A 21,107-nucleotide genomic window follows, 5' to 3' on the forward strand; every position below is an offset into this window, starting at 1 on the left:
TCAGTTGCGCAGGCGGATGGGCAGGAAGCGTGGCGGTTGACCACGGCGCTGGATCCGCAGCAACACCGCGTCGCGGCCCTCTGCTTCGGCCGCTGCAATCTGTTCGCGCAGATCGTCCACCGATGCAACTTCCTGATAATTCGCCGACAAGATCACATCACCGCGGCGAAGACCTTTACGGCCCGAGTCAGAGTTTGGATCAACCGCGCCGATCACAAGGCCGGTGGTATCCTCAGGCACACCCAGGCTGCGGGCGATGCGCGCGGTCATTTCGAGCACTTGCAGGCCCAGCTTTTCAGCGACTTCGTCATCGGTTTGATCCGGATCCATCGGCTCGTCCGAATCCGGGTCAAATGCTTGCGCCTGCTGAGCGAGCTCTTCTTCGCTAGGGCGACGGGCGAGCGTCGTGTTGAGCGTCACGCGGCGACCTTCACGGATCACGGTCACTGGTACCGTCTCACCCGGTGAGATGTTTGCAACGAGGAACGAAACCGTCTGATCGGACGAAACTTCATTGCCGTTGACTTCCACGATGATGTCGCCAGCCTTCATCCCGGCTTTTTCGGCCGGGCTGTCGTCGGTGACGATCTGAACAATCTCGCCGCGATTGCGTGTAAGGCCAAGCGAATCAGCCAGATCATCGCTCATCGGCTGGAGATTGACACCGAGATAGCCGCGCTCAATCTCTTGTCCCGCCTTAAGCTGGTTGACGATAGGCTCGGCGATTTCACTGGGGATGGCAAAGCCGATGCCGACGCTTCCGCCAGACGGTGAGAAGATCGCATTGTTAATACCAATCACATTGCCGCGCATATCGAACAGCGGGCCGCCCGAATTGCCCCGGTTGATCGAGGCGTCGGTCTGAATGAAGCGGTCATATGCGCCGCCTTGGCCGGTGTTACGATAAACGGCCGAAATAATGCCCGACGTCACCGTTCCGCCAAGGCCAAACGGGTTGCCGATTGCGACCACCCATTCGCCTACACGCGCTTGCGACGAATCGCCGAAAGTCACGAAGGGGAAGGTCTTGTCCGATTTGATCTTGAGCACGGCGAGGTCAGATGCAGCATCTGCACCAACCAGATCGGCTTCATATTCGGTTCCGTCCGGGAAAGTCACCGTGATCTCTTCCAGCCGCGCCCGGTTATCAGGGGCAACCACGTGATTGTTGGTGACGACAAAACCATCGGCGCTGATGATGAAGCCAGAGCCCAGCGATTGCGCTTCGCGGCGCTGGGGTTGATTGCCGCCCCTCCGGTTGAACAATTCTGCGAAAGGTGTGCCAGCAAACGGGTTGCGATTGACCTCAACCGATTGACGCGTGGCGATATTCACCACGGCGGGCTGCAATTGCTGGGTCAAATCTGCAAAGCTTGCCGGAGCGCCAGCCTGGGGCACCACACGGTTCATCACACTTGTGTCGTTTTGCGCGACTTGGGCACCTGCTGGCATCCCGGTCATCAGCGAGACCGCTGCACCGCCCACTAGAAGCGCGCTCGTCAGTCCATAAACATACCGCACGTTGCTCACGTCCTCTCATTCCTTCCTGTAGTGACGCCAGCAAAAGCGGCGTCTGAGTTACTTTAAGTTACGCCTGCCCTTAAGCCTTAGGCGCACTTAACCGCGATTGAACACGGATGTAGTCGGTAGTTCGAAATCAGCCGTTGGTCGGTGAGCCCAATTTTTGGAGCCCACATGGAAAAGAGCGTCATTGACCATTGAACTGATTGAAATACTCATTGTCCGAATCCAGCACCATCGAGCTGTCCCCTTCGCCATTGATGAAGGTCTGGCGATAGCTTTCCATGGCGCGGTAGAAATCGTAGAAATCCGGATCCTTGCCATAGGCTGCTGCATAGGTGGCAGCGGCCTCAGCATCGGCTTCGGCGCGGATGATCTGCGCGTTCTTACGCCCTTGTGCACGAATGGTTTCGGCTTGTTCTTGCCGCTCGGAAATCATTCGGGTGAAGGCAGCTTGCAGAGGCGTTCCTTCCGGCAAATCGGCTGCCTTGATCCGCACATCGATGATCTGTGCTCCGTATTCGCGCGCTTGTTGGTCAAGGCTGTCGCGAATATTGGTCATGGCATTGCCACGCTCTGCGGTCAGAAGGCTGGCGAAAGTGCGCCGCCCCAATTCCTGACGCAAGGCCGAACGAAGGATCCGTGCCAACTGCACGTTCAGACGCGATTCGTCGCCTGCCCGCTCAATCATCGTCACCGGCTGGATGATGCGATAGCGCGCATATGCATTCACCTGAAGGCGTTGCTGGTCGCTGGTGAGTACCTGTTCGTTGTCCATGTCCAGATCAAGCACACGGCGCTCAACCATCTGCACGCGGTCAACAAAAGGAATGCGCCACCAGATCCCGGCTCCGGTCTGGCCAAAAGGCTCATCGGGATCGAAAAGATTGACGATAGCCTTGGGTTCACCAGTGCGGATGATGACGGCCTGTTTCGTCTCAGGCGTCACGAACAGGGTTGCTGCAAGCGCCATTAGAAAAACACCGGCAGCGATGATCGGCAGTTTGAAGTTAGTCCAGATGTCTTGCATCTTACTGGCCTCCTGCTGGTGCGGGTGCGGCTGCTGGAGCGGCTGGTTGAGCGGAACGCCGCTCTATTTCGCGTAAGGGAAGATAGGGGGTTACCCCATCGGCATCGATGATTGTCTTGTCCGTGCGGCTCAGAACCGATTCCATTGTCTCATAATACAGTCTGCGACGCGTCACCTCAGGGGCAAGACGATATTGGCTGTAGATCTGATTAAACTGTTCAGCGTCACCTTCTGCGCGGGCCAGAAGGCGCTGCGAATACCGGCGCGCTCCGTTCAATTCGCGCTCAGCATCCTGCTGTGCTGCAAGCACGTCGTTAAATGCTTCAACCACGCTTTCAGGCGGGTCAGTCTGATCGACTTCGATCCCCAGAACCGTGATACCTGCGCCATAGCTGTCGAGAATATTCTGCATTCGCGTTTGCACATTGGCCTGAATATCAGCGCGCCCTTCACCTGAAATGACGGTGTCGAGAGTTTTTTCGGCGACCGAGGAACGCATCGCCGCTTCTGCCGCTTCGCGCACGGTTTCTACAGGATCGGCCAGCTGAAACTGGAACAAGGACAAATCATTGATATTCCAGCGCACCGAATAGCTGAGATCGACAAGGTTCTGATCCCCGGTAAGGATCAGCTTGCTTGGCACTTCCTCAATCCGGGCCGCTTCGACGTTTTCAACCTCGACGATGCTGATCGGATAAGGCCACGAGATATTCGTACCCTGATCGAAAGTGCCAACAAAGCTCCCGCCGAACCGGGTCACGGTTGCGCGCTCACCGGGCTGGATGAAGTGGAAGCTGGTGAAAATTATCCAGATGCCTGCCAAAACGGCCAGAATGATTGGCAGCCAGCTTCCTCCACCGGGACGAGAGGGCATTTGAAACGAAGGGCCGCCTCCACCACCGCCTGCGCGGCGTGGACCTTCGGGGCCTTTGTTCTTGAAGATGTCTTCGATGCTGGCCGAACGACGTTTGCCATCATCAGAGCCCCCGCCGGGAAGCCAGGGGTTGCGTGGGCCATCATTACCGGAGCCATCTGATTTGTCGCCAGAAGGCGTGTCGCCTGACCCACCGCCAGTGGGTTTGCCCCAGGGATTTTTCTTACCGGCCATGGCAAGGCCCCATTGTTTTCTAAAGCCGTCAAAAATCTGCATGACCCATGTATAGGAACACCTTTGTAGGAAAAACAGGGGTTCGATGTCACAAAATAGTGCTAGAGGCGCATTGCTATGGTTAGTGATAACAATTCCCCTCCAAACCTTGAGGCTGCTGAGGCTTTGATACGCAAAAGCCTGCCGGTTGAAATTCAAGGCCGGATCCGTTCTGCGCGGCTGAAAGAAGAGCGCGCCATCGTGGTCGCCGAAGCGGGCGATTTAGGGGCGAAAGCGCGCGAAGAGCTTGAGAAGCTGATCGAAAATGCACTTTTGCCGCTTGAGGAAGTGGCTGAAGTGCGCGTCGCGCTAATCGCGGATCGCAGACAGCGCATGATTATCGCGGTTGGCTCTGGCAAAGGCGGCGTTGGCAAGTCCACGCTTACCACCAATCTGGCGGTGGCTCTGGCGAAAATGGGTCGGAAAGTCGGCGTGATTGACGGTGACATATACGGGCCAAGTCAGGCGCGGCTTCTTGCTACCGAAAGATCGAAGGCTGAGGCGCGTGATGAAAAGCTCGTCCCCATTGAAAGTCCTCACGGCGTCAAAATGCTTTCAATGGGCAATCTGGTTGCACAAGGCAAAGCGCTTGCATGGCGCGGCCCTATGGCGGGTAAGGCGCTCACACAGATCGTGGATGCGCATTGGGATGACACCGAGGTGCTCCTGATCGACCTGCCGCCGGGCACAGGCGATGTACAGATTTCGATGCTGGCCGATAATAAGCCCGATGGCGCTATCCTTGTCTCGACGCCGCAGGATCTGGCGCTGCTCGATGCGGCGCGCGCTGGCCAGCTTTTCGAAGACGGGGATGTGCCGATCATTGGGCTTGTCGAGAATATGTCGGGTTATGCCTGCCCTGAATGCGGGGCTATCTCCAACCCCTTTGGCGAAGGCGGGGTGGAGAAATTCGCGAGCGCTCTTGAAATCCCCTTCCTCGGCAAAATCCCGCTGACGATGGAGACGCGGCTGGCGGGTGACGCGGGAAAGCCGCCCGCTGCATCGGATGGTGAAGGCGCGAAGCCGTTTATAGTTATAGCTCAGGCGCTTGATCGCTGGATGACAAACGGCAAAGTGTAAGGCCCCTTCACGGGAGATAGGGCGGCAATGCAAATTACACGGCGAGGGGTAATGACGGGGGCGGCCATTGGCGGCGGCTTGGTCGTGGCCTGGTGGTTTTTGCCGCGCCAATATCCCAATCCCCTCACCCCTGCGCGCGGTGAACACGTGCTGGGCGCATGGCTTAAGATTGCCGAAGACGGTGTTGTCTCTGTCGCAGTTCCCCAGCTTGAAATGGGGCAGGGGATCACCACGCTGATCCCGCAAATTGTGGCTGAGGAATTGGGCGCGGACTGGCGACAGATCGCTGTCGAGCCCGCTGCGGCCGCGCCTGCCTATCCCAACACGCCCTTGGCCAAGCGCTGGATAAGCTTGTGGGATCCGGCGACCGCTGGTCTAGCGGAGGGTGTCGATGATATGCTGGCTGAACGGTTTGCCCGCTCCAATGCCTTCACCGCGACCGCCGATGGCACTTCGCTCGCCGCTTATGAGCAACCTGCCCGCGAAGCAGCTGCGGCTGCGCGCGCAATGCTGGCGATGGAGGCGGCTGATAGATGGGGCGCGTCCTGGGAAGAATGTGAAGTTTACCAAGGGCTCGTGCGGCTTGGTGACAAGTCCGCCACCTTTGGAGAGCTTGCCGCTGGCGCTGCTGAGCAATCGCCGCCTGACCCGCCGCCGCTGCGCCCGGAGCTTGCCGATGAAACGCCGCGAGCAGGCGCAAGCGATGCCGATGCGGGCCCTTCTGCTTCTTTTCCCCGCATTGACCTGCCTTCAAAAGTCGATGGCTCATACCGTTTTGCAGGCGACGTGCGGCTTCCCGGCATGGTTTTCGCCGCGATCCGTCATGGCCCCAACAATGGGAGCGAGTTGACCGGCTTTAACGTCGATGGCGCAAAAGGCATTGGCGGGGTTGTCGGAGCTGTCAAAACCAAGCGCTGGCTTGCTGTTGCGGCGACGACATGGTGGAGCGCTGAGCGTGCTCTGACCGCGATGGAGCCGCAGTTCAAAACGCAGTTTCCCGTGTCGAGCGAGGACATCGCGGCAAGGCTCGATACGCTTTTGACTGCAGGCGACAGCTTCAAAACCCACGAGACAGGCTTTGGCGAAGAGGCGATGGCGCGCGTCGATATGGCGCGTCGATATGAGATCGAGCCGTTTCACGCTAGCCCAGTTGAAACCGCAAGCGCTGCGGCCAGGATTGCCGACGGGCGGCTGGAGCTTTGGATCGCAACGCAAGCGCCTGAACAAACCCGCGCCGCTGCGGCAAAAGCCGTGGGGCTCGGCATTGAGGATGTCGCGCTATATCCCATGGCGGCAGGTGGCAGTTTTGATGCGCGCCTTGAGCATGAGCACGCGGTCGAAGTCGCGCATATCGCCAAGGAATTGGATCGGCCCGTAAATCTCACATGGTCACGGCGTGAGGAGATGCTCCGCTCGCGGCCCTATGCGCCTGTCTATACCCTTTTCGGAGCGCAGCTTGCAGCCGAAGGTCAGCCTGAAGGCGCAGGCGCGATTGACGCGCTCAAAATTCGGGCGGCAACCCCGCCATCCACTCACGAATTTGGCCGCCGACTGTTCGGCAATCTAACCCCTTGGGCTGCCATTCGCGAGACAAGCGGCATGAAGGATGAGCTGGCGATGGAAGGCATGGTGCCGCCTTACGCGTTGCCCAGCGTGACCGTGCGCCATATCCCGGTGGAAACCGGCTATCCTGCAGGGCGCGTTCGCGGCAACGCCTATGTCGCGGGCACTTTCGCGATTGAAAGCTTCATCGACGAGGTGGCTGCCCAATCGGGGCGTGAGCCTTTGTCTTACCGGATGTCGATGCTGGGTTCTGACGTGCGCCTCGCGGCGTGTTTGCAGCGCGCGGCCAGCCTTGCCGAATGGGACGGCGGGCGCGATCAAAGCGGGCAGGGTCTTGCCTGCCTTCGCATTGGCGATGGGCAAACAGGCGGGCGCATTGCCTGTGTTGCCACCGCGCGTCCGGGTGAAGGTGGTCTTCGCGTCTCGCGCCTCACTGCGGTGGTCGATATTGGCCGCATCATCAACCTCGATATTGCCCGCCAGCAGATCGAAGGCGGCCTTTTGTTCGGCCTTGGCATTGCACTGGGAAGCCCGCTGGCCATGCGTGGTGGGCTTCCGGAAAGTTTCGAATATGCCGACCTGAACCTGCCAAAGATTGGCGATTGCCCGGAAATTGTCGTCGACTTCATACCCAGCGCCAATGGCACAGGCGAAGCGGGTGCGGACCCGGGCGAATTGGGCGTCGGCGTGGTTTCCCCTGCGATTGCCAATGCGCTGTTCTCTGCTACAGGCTTGCGACTCAGGCGGTTGCCCCTACTTTCCGGGGGTCTTTAGCAAGAGAGGTACACGATCTTTTTGTGTGACTTTCTGGCATAGGCTCGGACCCGAAATCATTTTTCAAGCGTTACCCCAAGCGAAATGACCTGGCAAAACCAACTTCTTCCTAATGATCACCCACCTGTGTCCAGCGGGGGCGTGGGCGTTTTGCTGGTCAATCTGGGAACGCCCGACGCGCCTGACCCATCGTCGGTCAAGCGGTATTTGAAGCAGTTTTTGTCCGACAAACGCGTTATCGAAATCCCGGCGATTGCCTGGCAGCCGATCCTGCGCGGTATTATCCTGAACACCCGGCCCGCGAAAAGCGCAGAGGCCTATTCCAAGGTTTGGACTGATCGCGGCTCGCCTTTGGCTGATATTACATCGCGCCAGGCCGAGGCCATCGAAGGCCAGTTTGGCGAGAATGTCGTGATTGATTACGCCATGCGCTATGGCAATCCCTCAATCGAGGACAAGCTCAAGGCGCTTACTGAAAAGGGCTGTGACCGCATTTTGGTGGCGCCCCTTTATCCGCAATATTCGGCGGCCACGACCGCGACCGTGTTCGACGAAGTGGCGCGCGTTTTGAAAGAGATGCGCTGGCAGCCAGCGCTGCGCTTCCTGCCGCCCTATCACGATGCGGACATCTATCTGACCGCTCTCGCCGATGATTTGACGCGCCAACTCAAAGGGCTTTCGTTCAAGCCTGAAACGATGCTTTTAAGCTTCCACGGGATGCCACAGCGCACGCTTGAAAAGGGTGATCCCTATCATTGCCACTGCCAGAAAACCTCGCGGCTTTTGCGTGAAAAGCTGGAAGTGCGCCCCGAATGGCAAGGCGTGAAATTCGTCACCACCTTCCAATCGCGCTTCGGCCCAGCTCAATGGCTCGAACCAGCCACCGATGACACATTGGTTGCAGAAGGCGAGAAGGGTACAAAACGCCTCGTCGTCGCCGCCCCCGGTTTTTCGGCGGATTGCGTTGAGACGCTCGAAGAACTCGCACTAGAAGGGCGCGATGAGTTTCTCGAAGCAGGGGGCGAAGAATTTGCCGTTATGGAGTGCCTCAACACTTCTGGCTCAGGGATTGAGATGCTGAAATCCTTGATCGGACGAGAGCTTTCTGGCTGGATTTGATGCCTTTCGTTCGGGCATTGTTGCAGGCTCACATCTTGGCATAGACACTTACTAACAATGTGGTAAGTTGCATTTGCAATACGGATATTTCGCATTTGCCGAGAGAGAGATTGAGACATGGCCACCCTCGCCCAAAAAAGACCGTCTACCGCTGATCACCAAGCCCCCAAGCATTGGAGCGAAGACGTTCCCGATGTGTCAGCGCTGGATCACATTCCGGGCGAGGCGGGTTATCCGCTGGTGGGGCACACGTTCACGCAGCTGGCCGACCCCCATGCCTTCACCCGGCGCATGGTCGAAACCTATGGCAAAGTGTACAAAGTAAGAGCCTTTGGCGGCTGGAATGTCGCACTGATCGGTGCAGAGGCGAATGAGCTGGTCTTGTTTAACAAGGACAAGATTTTCTCATCCGAGCAGGGCTGGGGCCCGATCCTTGATCAACTGTTTCCGCGCGGCCTCATGCTGCTTGATTTCGATCATCACCGGATTGACCGGCGCGCGCTTTCAATCGCGTTCAAGCCAGAGCCGATGCGCCATTACTGCGGAGCCTTGAATTCCGGCATCGCGCGCGAAGTCGCGGGGTGGGAAGGGGACAGGACGTTTTACCCTGCGATCAAGAAACTGACGCTTGATCTTGCCGCCGACAGTTTTCTCGGCATCCCTTGGGGGCCAGAGGCCGACGCAATCAACACCGCCTTTGTCGACATGGTTCAGGCAAGCGTTGCCCCCATCCGCAAACCGCTTCCCTTTACCAAGATGAAAAAGGGCGTCGATGGCCGCGCCTATATGGTCGACTATCTGACCAAGGAGACGATCCGCCGGCGCGCTGAGGGCGGTGGGCAGGATATGTTCAGCCAATTTGCCACCGCAACGCGCGAAGACGCATCGCTTCTGCCAGTCGATGAAGTGGTCGATCACATGAGCTTCCTGATGATGGCCGCGCATGACACCATCACCTCCTCGGCGACCTCGTTCATGTATTATCTCGCGGTCAATCCTGAATGGCAGGAGAAGCTGCGCGAGGAAATCTGGGCGGTTACCGGAGGCCCTGATGCAAGCGGCAACCCGCGCGCGCTGTCTTATGAGGATTTGGCAAGCCTTGAGCTTACTGAAATGGCATTCAAAGAAACGATGCGCATGATGCCGCCGGTCCCATCAATGCCGCGCCGCGCATTGAAAGAGTTTGAGTTTGGCGGATACCGCATTCCCGCTGGCCAGCACGTGGGCATCAATATCTATTGGACCCACCATTCAGAGGAATATTGGGACAACCCTTACACCTTTGATCCGATGCGCTTCACGGCTGACAAGGTGCGCGCGCGGCACAAATACGCGTGGGTTCCGTTTGGTGGCGGTGCGCATATGTGTTTGGGGCTGCACTTTGCCTATATGCAGGTGAAAATCCTGCTTGCGCAATTGCTCCAACGCTACCGGATCGAAGCGCCAGAGGGTTATGCGCCCGCTTGGCAAGCGTGGCCAATCCCGCAGCCTAAGGATGGGCTGAAGATTGAATTTAAGAAGCTCTAGGGCTCTTGCGCATCCCCGCGAAGGCGGGGATCCAGAAAGGTTGTGCTCGACGCTCCTAGATCCCCGCCTTCGCGGGGATGCGCCTTTCTAGAAATCCCAGGCGATCCCGTCCTTCTCCCAATCGCCATAGCGGGTAGGAGAAAGCTCGCGCGGTTCGTCCTTATTGGGATCAACCGCCTTTGGCTTTGGCGCTGGATCATTGGTCCAGTGCTTTGGCTTTTGGAAGTTCTTCGCAGCCCGGTCTCTTGGGTCGGATTTTTTCTGGGTCATGATATTTATCAAATGCGCAAGCTGGCACTTGGTTTCAAGAGCGCCTAGAGCCGCATTCGATTATGGCTCAACCTTCCGGAATCCACGCGCGTAAAGCCGCGCTCAAAATGCTCGACGCGGTCCTTCGCCGTGGGGAGACGTTGGAGCAGGCCGCGCCCCCCGCCTTGCGCGATGTGAGGAAAGCGCCCGACCAGGCGTTTGCGCGCGCGATTGCGGGGGAGGCCTTGCGCTGGCTGACCGATCTTGATGCTCTGATCGACAGCGCAACCAAGAACCCGCTGCCTGAAGACGCAAAGCCGCGCACGGTGCTGCGCTTGATGCTTGCTCAAGCCTTGCGGCTGGAGACACCGCCCCACGCGGTGATCGCGACAGGGCTTCCGTTGCTCGCAGGCGGACCAAGGCGGCTGGCGCATGGAGTTTTCTCCACGCTGATGAAGCGCGAGGTAACGCTGCCCGATGCGCCGACCTTGCCGGATCGTTTTGCCGATCTCTACACCGGAATGGCCGAGGGACTGGTCCAGCCGCCTGAGGTTGATCTGCATATTCGCGACGCAGACGAGACGGCGCAGTGGCAGGCGAAGCTGGGCGGGGTGAGCCTTGCGCCCAGTCACATCCGCATCCCCCGCGGCACGCCGATTGAGAAGCTTGAAGGCTATAAAGAGGGCGCGTGGTGGGTGCAGGATTTGGCGGCGCAATTGCCGACGCATTTGCTGGGTGCAGGCGAGGGCAAATACGCGCTAGACCTATGCGCAGCGCCCGGTGGCAAGACCATGGCACTCGCGACCAATGGCTGGAATGTGACCGCGCTCGACATATCGAAGCGGCGCTTGAGCGTGCTTAAGGAAAACCTCAAGCGCACCGGCCTGAAAGCCTCCACCTTGCGCGCAGATGCTCTAGCTTGGGAACCAAAGCACCAGTTCGACGCGATCCTCCTGGACGCGCCGTGCACCGCCACAGGCACCTGCCGCCGCCACCCGGATGTGTTCCACCGCATAGGACCAAGACAGATTGCCGAGATGGTCGAAATCCAGCGTGCTTTGATCGAGCGCGCGGTGGCTTGGCTCAAACCCGGTGGGACGCTGATCTATGCGGTGTGCTCGCTCGAACCCGAAGAGGGCGAGGAACAGGCTGCCTGGATTAGCGATACCTTTGATCTCACGCCCGCTCCAGTTGCCGCCGAAGAACTGCCCGCAAGCCTTAGCCCCACCAGCGAAGGCTGGCTGCGTACCCATCCGGGAATGCTGCGCGAAGAAGGCGGGCTCGACGGGTTTTTCGTGGGGCGGTGGGTGAAGGACTAACCCTTCACATATTTCTGAAAGCTTTTGCGCAGCTTCATGATCTTGGGCGGAATGACCGCGAGGCAATAGGGATTGCGCTGGCCTTCGCCGTCCCAATATTCCTGGTGGTAATCCTCTGCCACATACCATTCAGCGGTCTGCGTATCGCCTTCAAGGCCCTCGATCGTGGTGACAGCGCGGGCCCCACTTTTGGCACCATTATCCGCATTCCAGCGTTCGATTGCCGCTTTGGCCTCTTCGCCCTGTTCAGCGTTCAGAGGAAAAATGGCGCTGCGGTACTGTGTGCCAACGTCATTGCCCTGACGGTTCAACTGGGTCGGATCATGCGTGCCGAGGAAAACGTCATAGATTTCGCCCAAGCTGATCGTATCAGGATCGAAGGTTACACGGATCCCTTCGGCATGGCCGGTCTGCCCTGTGCACACTTGTTTATAGGTTGGGTTCGGCACCGTCCCGCCGATATAGCCGCTCTCGACCTCGGTTACGCCGATCACATCCTTGAAGACGGCTTCGGTGCACCAAAAGCACCCGCCAGCAATGATTGCCTGTTCCATAGTGTCTCCGATCTTTCTTTGTCGGGATACATAAGAAGCGCGGGCCGTTTTCAAAGGGCTCACCCCGGCGCGACCTTGTTATGTCGGGCCAAGGCCCTAAACAATGCCGACAGAGAGTTCATATTGAGAGGACGAAAGATCCATGAAATTCACAATTCTTGCCCCGCTTAGCCTGCTGGCTGCGTCTGCCTCGTTTGGAGTGATGGCTGTGCCTGTTGCTGCTGACGATCATATGGAAGCCTCAGCGCCTGCCCTCGAAGACGTGCTCGCGCACGAACGCCGCGACGATGACCGCGCGCGCGATCAATATCGCAATCCAGCCGAAACGCTCGCCTTTTTCGGTATTGAGCCGACGATGACCGTTGCCGAATTCAGCCCCGGTGGCGGTTGGTACACCCGCGTTCTCGCTCCCTATCTGGCACCCGCCGGCACTTATATCGCCTTCCAGACCGACAGCGATGCAGCCACCTATCGAAGCCGCGCTCAGGAAGCGAACGCCAAAGGTTGGACCGAACGCTTCAAGGAAAGCACCGCTGAAATGACAGGCATGAGCGCTGAAGATGTCATGGCGTTCGAAATCGACGAAATGCCCGAGGAGGCCGCTGGCACGGTGGACCGAGTGGTGATCTTCCGCTCAATGCACGGGCTTAACATTGGCAACAATGCCGATACCGTGCTGAAAGCGGCGCGCATGATGCTAAAAGACGATGGCATGGTCGGCGTGGTCCAGCACCGCGCCCCTGAAGGTGCAAGCTATGACGATTATGGCGCGCGCCAACGTGGCTATATGCGCGTGGAAGACGTGGTGGCGATCTTTGAGGCCAATGGCTTTGAACTGGCCGCCGAGAGCGAAGTCAACGCCAACGACAAAGACCCCGCCAATTGGGAAGGCGGCGTGTGGACGCTTCCGCCGGTGCTTCGTTACGGCGATCAGGACCGCGCCAAATATGAAGCGATCGGTGAAAGCGACCGGATGACGCTCCTTTTCAAAAAGGCTGACTAAGATTAGAGGGCGGCGGTATGAGCACACTTACTCTCGCCGCCCTCCAATTGCCTCTCGCCCGCGAAGACGAGGCGGATAATATCGCGGCTGTTGCCGCTTTGGTCGAGGAGGCCGCAAGCAAGGGCGCGAAGCTGATCCTGCCGCCGGAGCTGTTTTCAGGCCCCTATTTCTGCCGCACGGAGGAAGAGGCGCTGTTCGCGCTCGCTCGCCCGACGGCTGAGCATCCCAGTGTTATCGCGATGCAGGCGCTCGCCGCGAAACTTCGCATCACTATTCCGACCAGCTTTTTCGAGCGCGATGGTCACCACTATTACAACACGCTCGCGATGATCGGCCCGGATGGCGAGGTCATGGGCACTTACCGCAAAAGCCATATTCCCGATGGGCCGGGCTATGAGGAAAAGTTCTATTTCCGCCCCGGTAACGACGGGTTCAAGGTGTGGGACGTGGCCGCAGACGATGGCGCAAAGGTGCGTGTGGGCGTCGGCATTTGCTGGGACCAGTGGTATCCCGAATGTGCGCGGGTGATGGCATTGAAGGGGGCAGAAGTGCTGCTTTACCCGACTGCCATCGGATCAGAGCCCTATGACGCTGACCTCGACACCAGCCGTATGTGGCGCCGCGCGATGGTGGGCCATGCTGTGTCCAACTGTATGCCGGTCGTTGCAGCCAATCGCATCGGTTCTGAGGGGCCAAAAGCCGCCGCGCAAAGTTTCTACGGGCACTCCTTCATTACCGATGAATGGGGCGATTTGGTCGAGGAATTTGGTGCGGCCGACGAAGGCGTGCTGATCGCTACGCTTGATCTCGCGCGCGCGGCACAGCACCGCGCTGGCATGGGTTTCTTCCGCGACCGCCGCCCGCAATTGTATGGCCGGATTGCAGAAGATATTTGAGTTTTTAAGGTGAGCAGTTCTTATCTGGTCGCTCTGGGTTCTAACCAGCGGCATCACCGTTTTGGCCGCCCGCGCGATGTCGTAGGCGCTGCACTGGAAGAGCTTGCCGCTCTTGGCACTGTCACTGCCCGCTCGCGCATCATCACCACCGATCCCATCGGCCCTGCACAAAGGCGTTTTGCCAACGCCGCTTGCATCCTGACAAGCGACTATGACCCGCCGAGCCTGTTGGCGGGCCTTAAAATGATGGAGCGCGAGTTTGGCAGGCGTTCTGGTCAGCGTTGGGGTGACCGTGTGCTTGACCTTGATATCATCATGTGGAGCGGCGGGCGTTTTGTGACCGGCAACCTTGCAATTCCCCATAAGGAGTTTCGCGCTCGCTCTTTCGTGCTAGAGCCTGCGCTCAATATCGCTGGTGATTGGCGTGACCCGGTCTGTGGTTTGAGCATCGCCCACCACTTTGCCCGCCTGCAAAAAGCGCAGCGCAAGACCAGTTGCAAAGATTGATGCAAATGCCTGCTTGACCCGAGCCGCCTGCATCCCTAGTGGAGCGCCTTCCGAAGCGCATCGCAGGCCATGTTCCTCACGCGAATCAGCGCTGACCTCTTCGGGGGCCCTTAGCTCAGTCGGTAGAGCAACTGACTTTTAATCAGTAGGTCGCTGGTTCGAACCCAGCAGGGCTCACCATTAATCCCATGAAATTCGCTGGTTTTTATGGGAGTGCCGCAAAAGCGGCGCGCGGTGCAAATTCTCCTGATACGATACTGTTCCCAAAATCAGGCCCGCTCTTGCATCCCATCCCCACCGTGCAAAAGAACACATCAGGAACGCGTCACCTTCTAGGCCTACCGTTTCCTGCTTAGTGCCAGCGCAGCCACGCTTGCACATCAATCAGCCCCGCCCGCTCTGGCTTTTGCGATTGCGGGCGGGGCAATCTCTCATAGCATAATAAATTCGCCCCTAGCCTCGGTGATCATCCCGGCAACCTCTAACCGCCCGTCATCGCCATTTGGCGCGCGACCAGATGGAAACATTGGTAAACGTAAAATCCTGTATAATCCGTGGTACTTAGTTGTAAAATTAGGAAGTTGATAACCACACCGATTTAGCTCGCTCACTCGAAATTAACCACGAGGGAGGCGGCCGGTGGCCCGTTCTAGCGAGACTAAAAAACACAAAAGCTCGATTGCATTTCGTACGAAAATGCTTCTCGCAGCAACCGCATTAGGGTCAACTTCAGCCGCGATTGCAGCTCCGCCTTTGGTGATCAACGATGTGGCTGCGCCAACGACGGTTGGTTCTGGCCAGGGCGAGCGCGCAATTTGGACCAACGGGGGTACGGTCGGCGGCGTTTCGGTTGATATTGTTGCGGTGGTTACCGAAGCAACGGTTGATCACTCTCTGACAACGACATCCAACCGGCCTTCGATCACCTCCAGCCAGCAAGATAACGTTTTCATCGAATGGCGCCTTTATGAAGCGGGCACATACGACATCGCAACCGATAGCGGCGGTGTGCCGGTGGTTGCGGACATCCACGTCCAGATCAACGATATCGACGGCCCCAATAACGAGCAGGTCTTTCTGCCGGTGTGTCAGGGCGACATCGAGTTTGTGCGGATCGACCGCAATGCCACCACCGGTAGAGCGTTCGGGACCGTCGCAGGCCGCCCTGATATTTTCTCGCTGATTGGCGATCAAAACTACAATCAGGAACCGATTTCCGGGCTTGAAGTCATTTTGCCTGACCTGCCCGCATTTGAAATGGGCCGCACGGCCGATAACGGCTTTTTGATCCGGCTCGACAATCCGACTTATTCTGAGTTTGATACGCTCGATTTTGCCTGCGCCGACTTTACTCCTCCCATCGCGGTTGATGACAGTCAGGAAGGGACACCCGGTGTCAGCGCGACTGTCTCGATCTTGCGCAATGATTCAGCGGCAACTGACAACAACAATGCGCCTAACAATAACTCGCTTGTTGAAAGTGAGTTTGCCCGCGCTTCGATCAGCCTTGTCGCCCCTGTTGGTGCCACCAACATCACCAACGATATTGATGGCGACATCGCCAGCTTCACCGTCCCGGGCGAAGGCGACTGGTCCTATGACGAGATTTCCGGTGATCTGACCTTCACCCCCGACCCAAGCTTTGTCGGGGAAGCGACGCAGATTGATTATGTGTTCGATAACGCGCTTGGCATTACCTCGAACACTGCGACCGTCACGATTTGGTATCCGGGGCTTGGCCTTGTCAAAAGCGCTGTTTTCAATGACGAAAATGCCGATGGTTATGGCCAGGTGGGTGAGACGATCACCTACACCTATCAAGCGCGCGCTTATGGCCGCGAAGCTTTGGGCAATATCACCCTCGCTGAAACCGGTTTTACCGGCAACGGCACTACCCCGACCCCGGCTTTCCAAAGCGGTGATACCAATGGCGACAACCTGCTCGATCTGTCCGAGGTGTGGACCTACACCGCCACTTATGCGCTGGTCGCAGATGACCTTGGTTCGCCGGTCGCAAACTCTGCAACGCTAAGCGGACAGACCGCTGGCGGCACGCTGGTTCAGGACGTTTCAGATTCCACCGGAGGCGCTGATGGTGACGGGAGCGGCACCTCTGCGCCTGGCCCCAACAACGATGACCCCACCACCAGCAATCCGGCGAACAAGCCGATTGCGGCGTCTGATGACAGCCAGCCGGCCACGATTTTCGAAAGTAATGCTGCGCCTAACGCGTTCAACGTTTTGGGCAATGACACCCTCGACGGTGCGGCAACGAACCTTGGCGAAGTGACGTTGAACGTGACAAGCCCGGCCTCTGATCCGGGCGTCACTCTGGATCCGGCATCAGGCGAAGTTTCTGTCGCCGCTGGAACGCCTGCTGGCACCTATACAATCGGCTATGAGATTTGCGAGATTGGCAACCCCAATAACTGTGCAAGTGCAACCGCCACAGTAGTTGTATCCGCTGCGACCGGGATTGCGGCAACCGATGATACGCCCGCGCCCGTTCAAGTTGTTGGCGGTGGCACGAATATCATCAATGTTCTTGCCAATGATGATCTGGGCGGAAGCCCACCTGATATTGCGGATATTGACCTGACCGTGACCAGCCCTGCGGCTGATCCGGGGGTTTCGCTTGATACGGCGAGCGGCAATGTGTCGGTCGCGCCCGGAACCCCTGCGGGCACTTACACCATCGGCTATCAATTCTGCGAGAGCGCCAACCCCACCAACTGCGCGTCAGCCAGTGTGACCGTGGTGGTCGAATCCGCTCCGATTGATGCGCAAGATGATACGCCAGCGCCCGTGAACGGCGCGAATGGCGGCAGCAGCGTGGTCGATGCCTTTGCCAATGACACGCTGAACGGTGCGCCCGTTGACCCTGCATCGGTTAATGCAACCATCACTTCACCTGCCACTCCCGCAAGTCCGGGGAGCCCGGTTCCGGTGATGAACCCGGCCACAGGGCTTGTTGATGTACCTGCCAGTACGCCAGCTGGCACATACACAATCGGTTATCAGATTTGTGAAGCCGCCGATCCGACCAATTGCGCAACCGCAAACGTCACCATCGTCGTTCAAGCGGCGCCGATCACCGCTGATGCGGATGCCGCGCCTGATGTGACGGCGGGGGCCGGCAATGCAAACGCAATCAACGCCTATGCCAATGACACGCTCAACGGCGCAGCGGTCAATGTCGCAGACATCACCGGCAGGGTGACCGCGCCGGCCACTCCGGCAAGTCCGGGGGCCAGTGTTCCCGTACTCGACCCTGCAACCGGCATTGTTTCGGTTGCCAATGATGTGCCCGCTGGCAGCTACACCATCGGGTATGAAATCTGCGAGAATTTGAACCCGTCCAATTGCGCGTCGAACACGATCAGCATCAATGTCGTCAATGCGCCGATTGTTGCAGGCGCAGACAATCCGGGGCCCGTTAATGGCACGGATGGCGGCGACGATATCATCAACGCCTTTGACAATGACACGCTGAACGGCAGCCCGGTTGATCTGGCCGATATCACAGCCAGCGTTCTCACCCCGGCAACGCCTGCTACTCCCGGTGCGCCAGTGCCTGAACTTGATCCGGCAACGGGCCTTGTTGACGTGCCTCCCGGCACGCCCGCTGGCACGTACACGATTACTTACGAGATTTGCGAGAACGCAAACCCCACCAATTGCGCAAGCTCTTCGGTGACGGTGATCGTTGAAGCAGGCGCGATTACGGCTGTTCCGGACACCACGCCGACGGTGATCGTTGGTGTCGGTGATCCATCGGCAGTGAATGCCTATGACAATGATACATTCAACAGCGCGCCTGTTGACCCGGCGGACATCACCGGACGCGTCACTACCCCGGCGACCCCTGCAAGCCCTGGCGCGCCTGTTCCAGTGCTTGATCCGGCAACCGGCGTTGTCGCGGTCGCAAGCGATGTGCCTGCAGGCACTTATGTCATCGGTTACGAGATTTGCGAGGACCTCAACCCCACCAATTGTGCCTCCAGCACGATTACGGTGGTGGTTGAGGATAACCCCATCCTCGCAAGCGATGACGCCATTACCGACATCAATGGTCGCGATGGTTTTGCCAATGTTCTGAACGCTTTTGACGGGGACACGCTTGGCGGTGCTCCAGCCACTTCGACCACCGCAACGATCTCGGTTGCGCCGGGCTCTTCTGTTCCCGCTGAGCTGGACTTTGATCCAGCCACCGGCTTCGTCAGCGTTCCCGCTGCCACACCGGAAGGCACGTACAGCTTTGATTATCAACTGTGCGAGACGATCAACCCCAGCAACTGCAGCATTGCGACCATTTCGGTCGGGGTTGCAGCAGCTCCGATTGTGGTGGGCGCGGATACCCCTCCTGCAGTGATCGGTGCGACCGGCGGGGGCGGTGTCATCAATGTCTTTGACAACGATACCCTTGGCGGTGAGCCAGTGGATCCAGCCGACATCATCGGCAGGATTCTGATCCCGGCAACCCCTGCAACTCCCGGCTCGCCTGTCCCTGTGGTTGATCCGTCAACCGGGCTTCTCGACATCCCGCCCGGCACGCCATCGGGCACCTACACAATCACTTACGAGATTTGCGAGGTTCTGAACCCGACCAATTGCGGCCAAAGCACGGTTACGGTCGAGGTGATTTCATCACCAATCGTGGTCGTTGGCGATGCGCCTGACCCTGTAAACGGTGCAGACGGCGCGCAAGACATCGTCAACGTATTCGACAATGACCTGGTGAATGGTCAGCCGGTTGATCTTGATGAAGTGACCGCAACTGTCATCTCGCCAGCTCAACCCGTCACACCGGGTGCGCCTGTGCCGGTACTCGATCCGGCCACTGGGTTGATCGACGTCCCGTCAGGAACACCTGCGGGCACGTATGAAATAGAATATGAACTGTGTGAGGATTTGAACCCGGACAATTGCGCCACCGGCACGGCAACCGTCGTGGTGGAGCCTCCCGTACTGATCGCGGAAGACGATACCCTTGCCCCGGTACGCAATGGTGTCGGCAGCCCCAACGCAGGCAATGTCTTCGACAATGACACACTCAATGATGATCCGATTGATCCATCGCTTGTCACGCTGACGCTGCTTACTCCGCCAGCTGATCCGGGCATTACCCTTGATCCGGCGACCGGCGTGATTGCCATTGGCGCTGATGTGCCACCGGGCACTTACGAGCTCACCTATCAGCTGTGTGAGAATTTGAACCCGAGCAATTGCGACACCGCGACAATCGGTATTCTGGTCGAAGAACCGCGCGGCAATATCGCTGGCACGGTCTTTACCGACGACAATGTCAACGACGTTCAGGATGCGAGCGATGAGCCACGCGCTGGTTTTATCGTTGAGGTGGTGCGCGATGGCGAAGTGGTGGCATCGACCACGACTAATCCCGACGGCAGCTATGTCGTAACCGATGTGCTGTCTGGTGAAGGCTATGAAGTTGTCTTCAGACGTCCTGACACACAGACCGTCTACAGCGTGATCCCCGATGTCACCGTTCTCGTCGCAGCGACGCAGGACGACGTAGATCTTCCCATCGATCCCTCGGGCGTTCTTTACGATGCCGTCTCGCGCACCCCTGTTGCAGGGGCAAGCGTCACGCTGGTCGGTGAGAATGGCAACACGCTTCCCGATGTGTGCTTTATCGATCCATCACAGGCGGTACAAACCACGGGCTCGGATGGTGAATACCAATTTGATGTCGTGCCAGGCGCCGCATCGCAATGCCCCAATTCGGAGACGGTCTACACCATCGTCATAACTCCGCCGACGGGTTTTGCAGTGCCGTCAACCGTCATCGCACCGCTCGAAGGGCCGTTTGACCCGTCAGGGCTTTCAAGCCCGGTCATGATCAATCCAAGCGTTGATGTGCCAACCGATGCAACGCCGCCTTATTACTTCAGCTTTGCGCTGCAATCAGGCGATCCGGATATCGTGTTCAACCACATCCCGCTTGATCCGTTCCTGACGCGCAACCCGCTGGTTGTGACCAAGACATCGACCAAACGCACGGCCAATGTCGGTGACATCGTTCCATATCAAATCACCGTGCAAAACGCAGAAAACGTGCAGCGCGCCGATGTGGACGTGATCGACATTCTGCCATCGGGTCTTCGTTACATCGAAGGTTCCGGCTTTGTGAACGGGGTCGCTCAGGAACCCGAAACCGACAATGCCGGCCGAGAGCTCGTGTGGCGCGATCAGGTTATTCCGGGCAATGGCGCGGTCACCTATTCGCTCTCCATGGTGATCGGCGCGGGTGTCTCAACCGGCGAGAAGGTCAACACTGGCGTTGCTGAAAACGGGGCCACGGGTGAACCTGTCTCCAACCGGGGTACAGCAGTTATTCAGATCACGCCAAGCTCGGTCTTCGACTGCTCTGAACTGATCGGCAAGGTCTTCGAGGATGCCAATTACAATGGCTATCAGGACGAAGGCGAACCCGGTGTTCCGGCGGCACGCCTGGCAACGGTCAACGGCCAGCTTGTCACCACCGACGAACACGGACGCTACCACATCGCCTGCGCTGCGGTTCCCAACGCCCGGATCGGTTCAAACTACGTGCTCAAACTCGACACTCGCAGCCTGCCTTTGGGTTGGGATGTGACGACCGACAACCCGCGCTCCATCCGCCTCACAAGAGGTAAATTTGGCGAGCTGAACTTCGGTGTCGCTCCGGCGAATGAACGAACCAGTGGAAGGGGCTCCCCTGTCAAACCGACCGAGGGAGGGGAGTAAAGATCATGGAAAACAATAACAAAAAAATGTCACCGGTATCCAACAACAACGCAACCACTAACGCAACT

Annotated in this window: 14 protein-coding genes and 1 tRNA gene; 10 read left to right on the top strand and 5 right to left on the bottom strand. The window is 58.3% G+C overall.

The annotated features are described in order from the left end of the window. The 3 genes from INR77_RS03360 to hflK all read right to left on the bottom strand — a co-directional run bounded on the left by INR77_RS03360 (position 1) and on the right by hflK (position 3,659). Positions 1-1,530 (bottom strand): Do family serine endopeptidase, encoded by a 1,530-nt coding sequence (locus INR77_RS03360; protein WP_255573901.1) that lies wholly within the window; start codon positions 1,528-1,530, stop codon positions 1-3. Between the two features lie 178 nt (positions 1,531-1,708). Further along, entirely contained in the window at positions 1,709-2,551 is an 843-nt protein-coding gene (gene hflC / locus INR77_RS03365; protein WP_223072528.1) for a protease modulator HflC, read from the bottom strand. Between the two features lies 1 nt (position 2,552). Next, positions 2,553-3,659, bottom strand: a complete 1,107-nt coding sequence (gene hflK, locus INR77_RS03370) for a protease modulator HflK (protein ID WP_223072529.1) — start codon at positions 3,657-3,659, stop codon at positions 2,553-2,555. A gap of 117 nt (positions 3,660-3,776) precedes the next feature. Between hflK and INR77_RS03375 the strand changes: the two genes are divergently transcribed. From INR77_RS03375 to INR77_RS03390, 4 genes are all read left to right on the top strand, one after another. After that, positions 3,777-4,778, top strand: coding sequence for an Mrp/NBP35 family ATP-binding protein (locus INR77_RS03375; RefSeq protein ID WP_223072530.1), 1,002 nt, complete (start codon positions 3,777-3,779; stop codon positions 4,776-4,778). 51 nt (positions 4,779-4,829) lie between these two features. Next, positions 4,830-7,115, top strand: coding sequence for a molybdopterin cofactor-binding domain-containing protein (locus tag INR77_RS03380; RefSeq protein WP_370632273.1), 2,286 nt, complete (start codon positions 4,830-4,832; stop codon positions 7,113-7,115). Positions 7,116-7,199: 84 nt separating this feature from the next. Then, complete coding sequence (gene hemH, locus INR77_RS03385; protein ID WP_223072532.1) at positions 7,200-8,234, top strand: ferrochelatase; 1,035 nt, start codon at positions 7,200-7,202, stop codon at positions 8,232-8,234. Between the two features lie 117 nt (positions 8,235-8,351). Then, on the top strand, positions 8,352-9,761 hold the full coding sequence (locus tag INR77_RS03390) for a cytochrome P450 (protein WP_223072533.1): 1,410 nt from the start codon (positions 8,352-8,354) through the stop codon (positions 9,759-9,761). 87 nt (positions 9,762-9,848) lie between these two features. On the opposite strand, the gene INR77_RS03395 is transcribed toward INR77_RS03390, so the two are convergent. Then, positions 9,849-10,031 carry a DUF1674 domain-containing protein gene (locus INR77_RS03395; protein ID WP_223072534.1) on the bottom strand — a complete coding sequence of 61 codons (183 nt, stop codon included), beginning with the start codon at positions 10,029-10,031 and terminating at the stop codon, positions 9,849-9,851. 62 nt (positions 10,032-10,093) lie between these two features. On the opposite strand from INR77_RS03395, the gene INR77_RS03400 reads away from it, so the two are divergent. Beyond that, on the top strand, positions 10,094-11,329 hold the full coding sequence (locus INR77_RS03400) for an RsmB/NOP family class I SAM-dependent RNA methyltransferase (RefSeq protein ID WP_223072535.1): 1,236 nt from the start codon (positions 10,094-10,096) through the stop codon (positions 11,327-11,329). Here the strand turns inward: INR77_RS03400 and msrA are convergent. Next, the gene (msrA, locus tag INR77_RS03405) at positions 11,326-11,883 is read right to left on the bottom strand and encodes a peptide-methionine (S)-S-oxide reductase MsrA (protein ID WP_223072536.1); all 558 of its coding nucleotides are present in this window, start codon (positions 11,881-11,883) and stop codon (positions 11,326-11,328) included. The genes INR77_RS03400 and msrA overlap by 4 nt on opposite strands. Positions 11,884-12,025: 142 nt before the next feature. Between msrA and INR77_RS03410 the strand changes: the two genes are divergently transcribed. The 5 genes from INR77_RS03410 (at position 12,026) to INR77_RS03430 (ending at position 21,039) form a co-directional block, all read left to right on the top strand. After that, entirely contained in the window at positions 12,026-12,886 is an 861-nt protein-coding gene (locus INR77_RS03410; protein ID WP_223072537.1) for a class I SAM-dependent methyltransferase, read from the top strand. A 17-nt stretch (positions 12,887-12,903) separates the two neighbouring features. After that, positions 12,904-13,782, top strand: coding sequence for an N-carbamoylputrescine amidase (gene aguB, locus INR77_RS03415; protein ID WP_223072538.1), 879 nt, complete (start codon positions 12,904-12,906; stop codon positions 13,780-13,782). Positions 13,783-13,791: 9 nt separating this feature from the next. Further along, positions 13,792-14,289 (top strand): 2-amino-4-hydroxy-6-hydroxymethyldihydropteridine diphosphokinase, encoded by a 498-nt coding sequence (gene folK / locus INR77_RS03420; RefSeq protein WP_223072539.1) that lies wholly within the window; start codon positions 13,792-13,794, stop codon positions 14,287-14,289. A gap of 104 nt (positions 14,290-14,393) precedes the next feature. After that, positions 14,394-14,469, top strand: a tRNA-Lys gene (locus tag INR77_RS03425). Between the two features lie 459 nt (positions 14,470-14,928). Beyond that, entirely contained in the window at positions 14,929-21,039 is a 6,111-nt protein-coding gene (locus tag INR77_RS03430; RefSeq protein WP_223072540.1) for an SdrD B-like domain-containing protein, read from the top strand. Positions 21,040-21,107: the final 68 nt, after the last annotated feature.

The organism is Erythrobacter sp. SCSIO 43205 (assembly GCF_019904235.1).
Taxonomy (GTDB): domain Bacteria; phylum Pseudomonadota; class Alphaproteobacteria; order Sphingomonadales; family Sphingomonadaceae; genus Erythrobacter.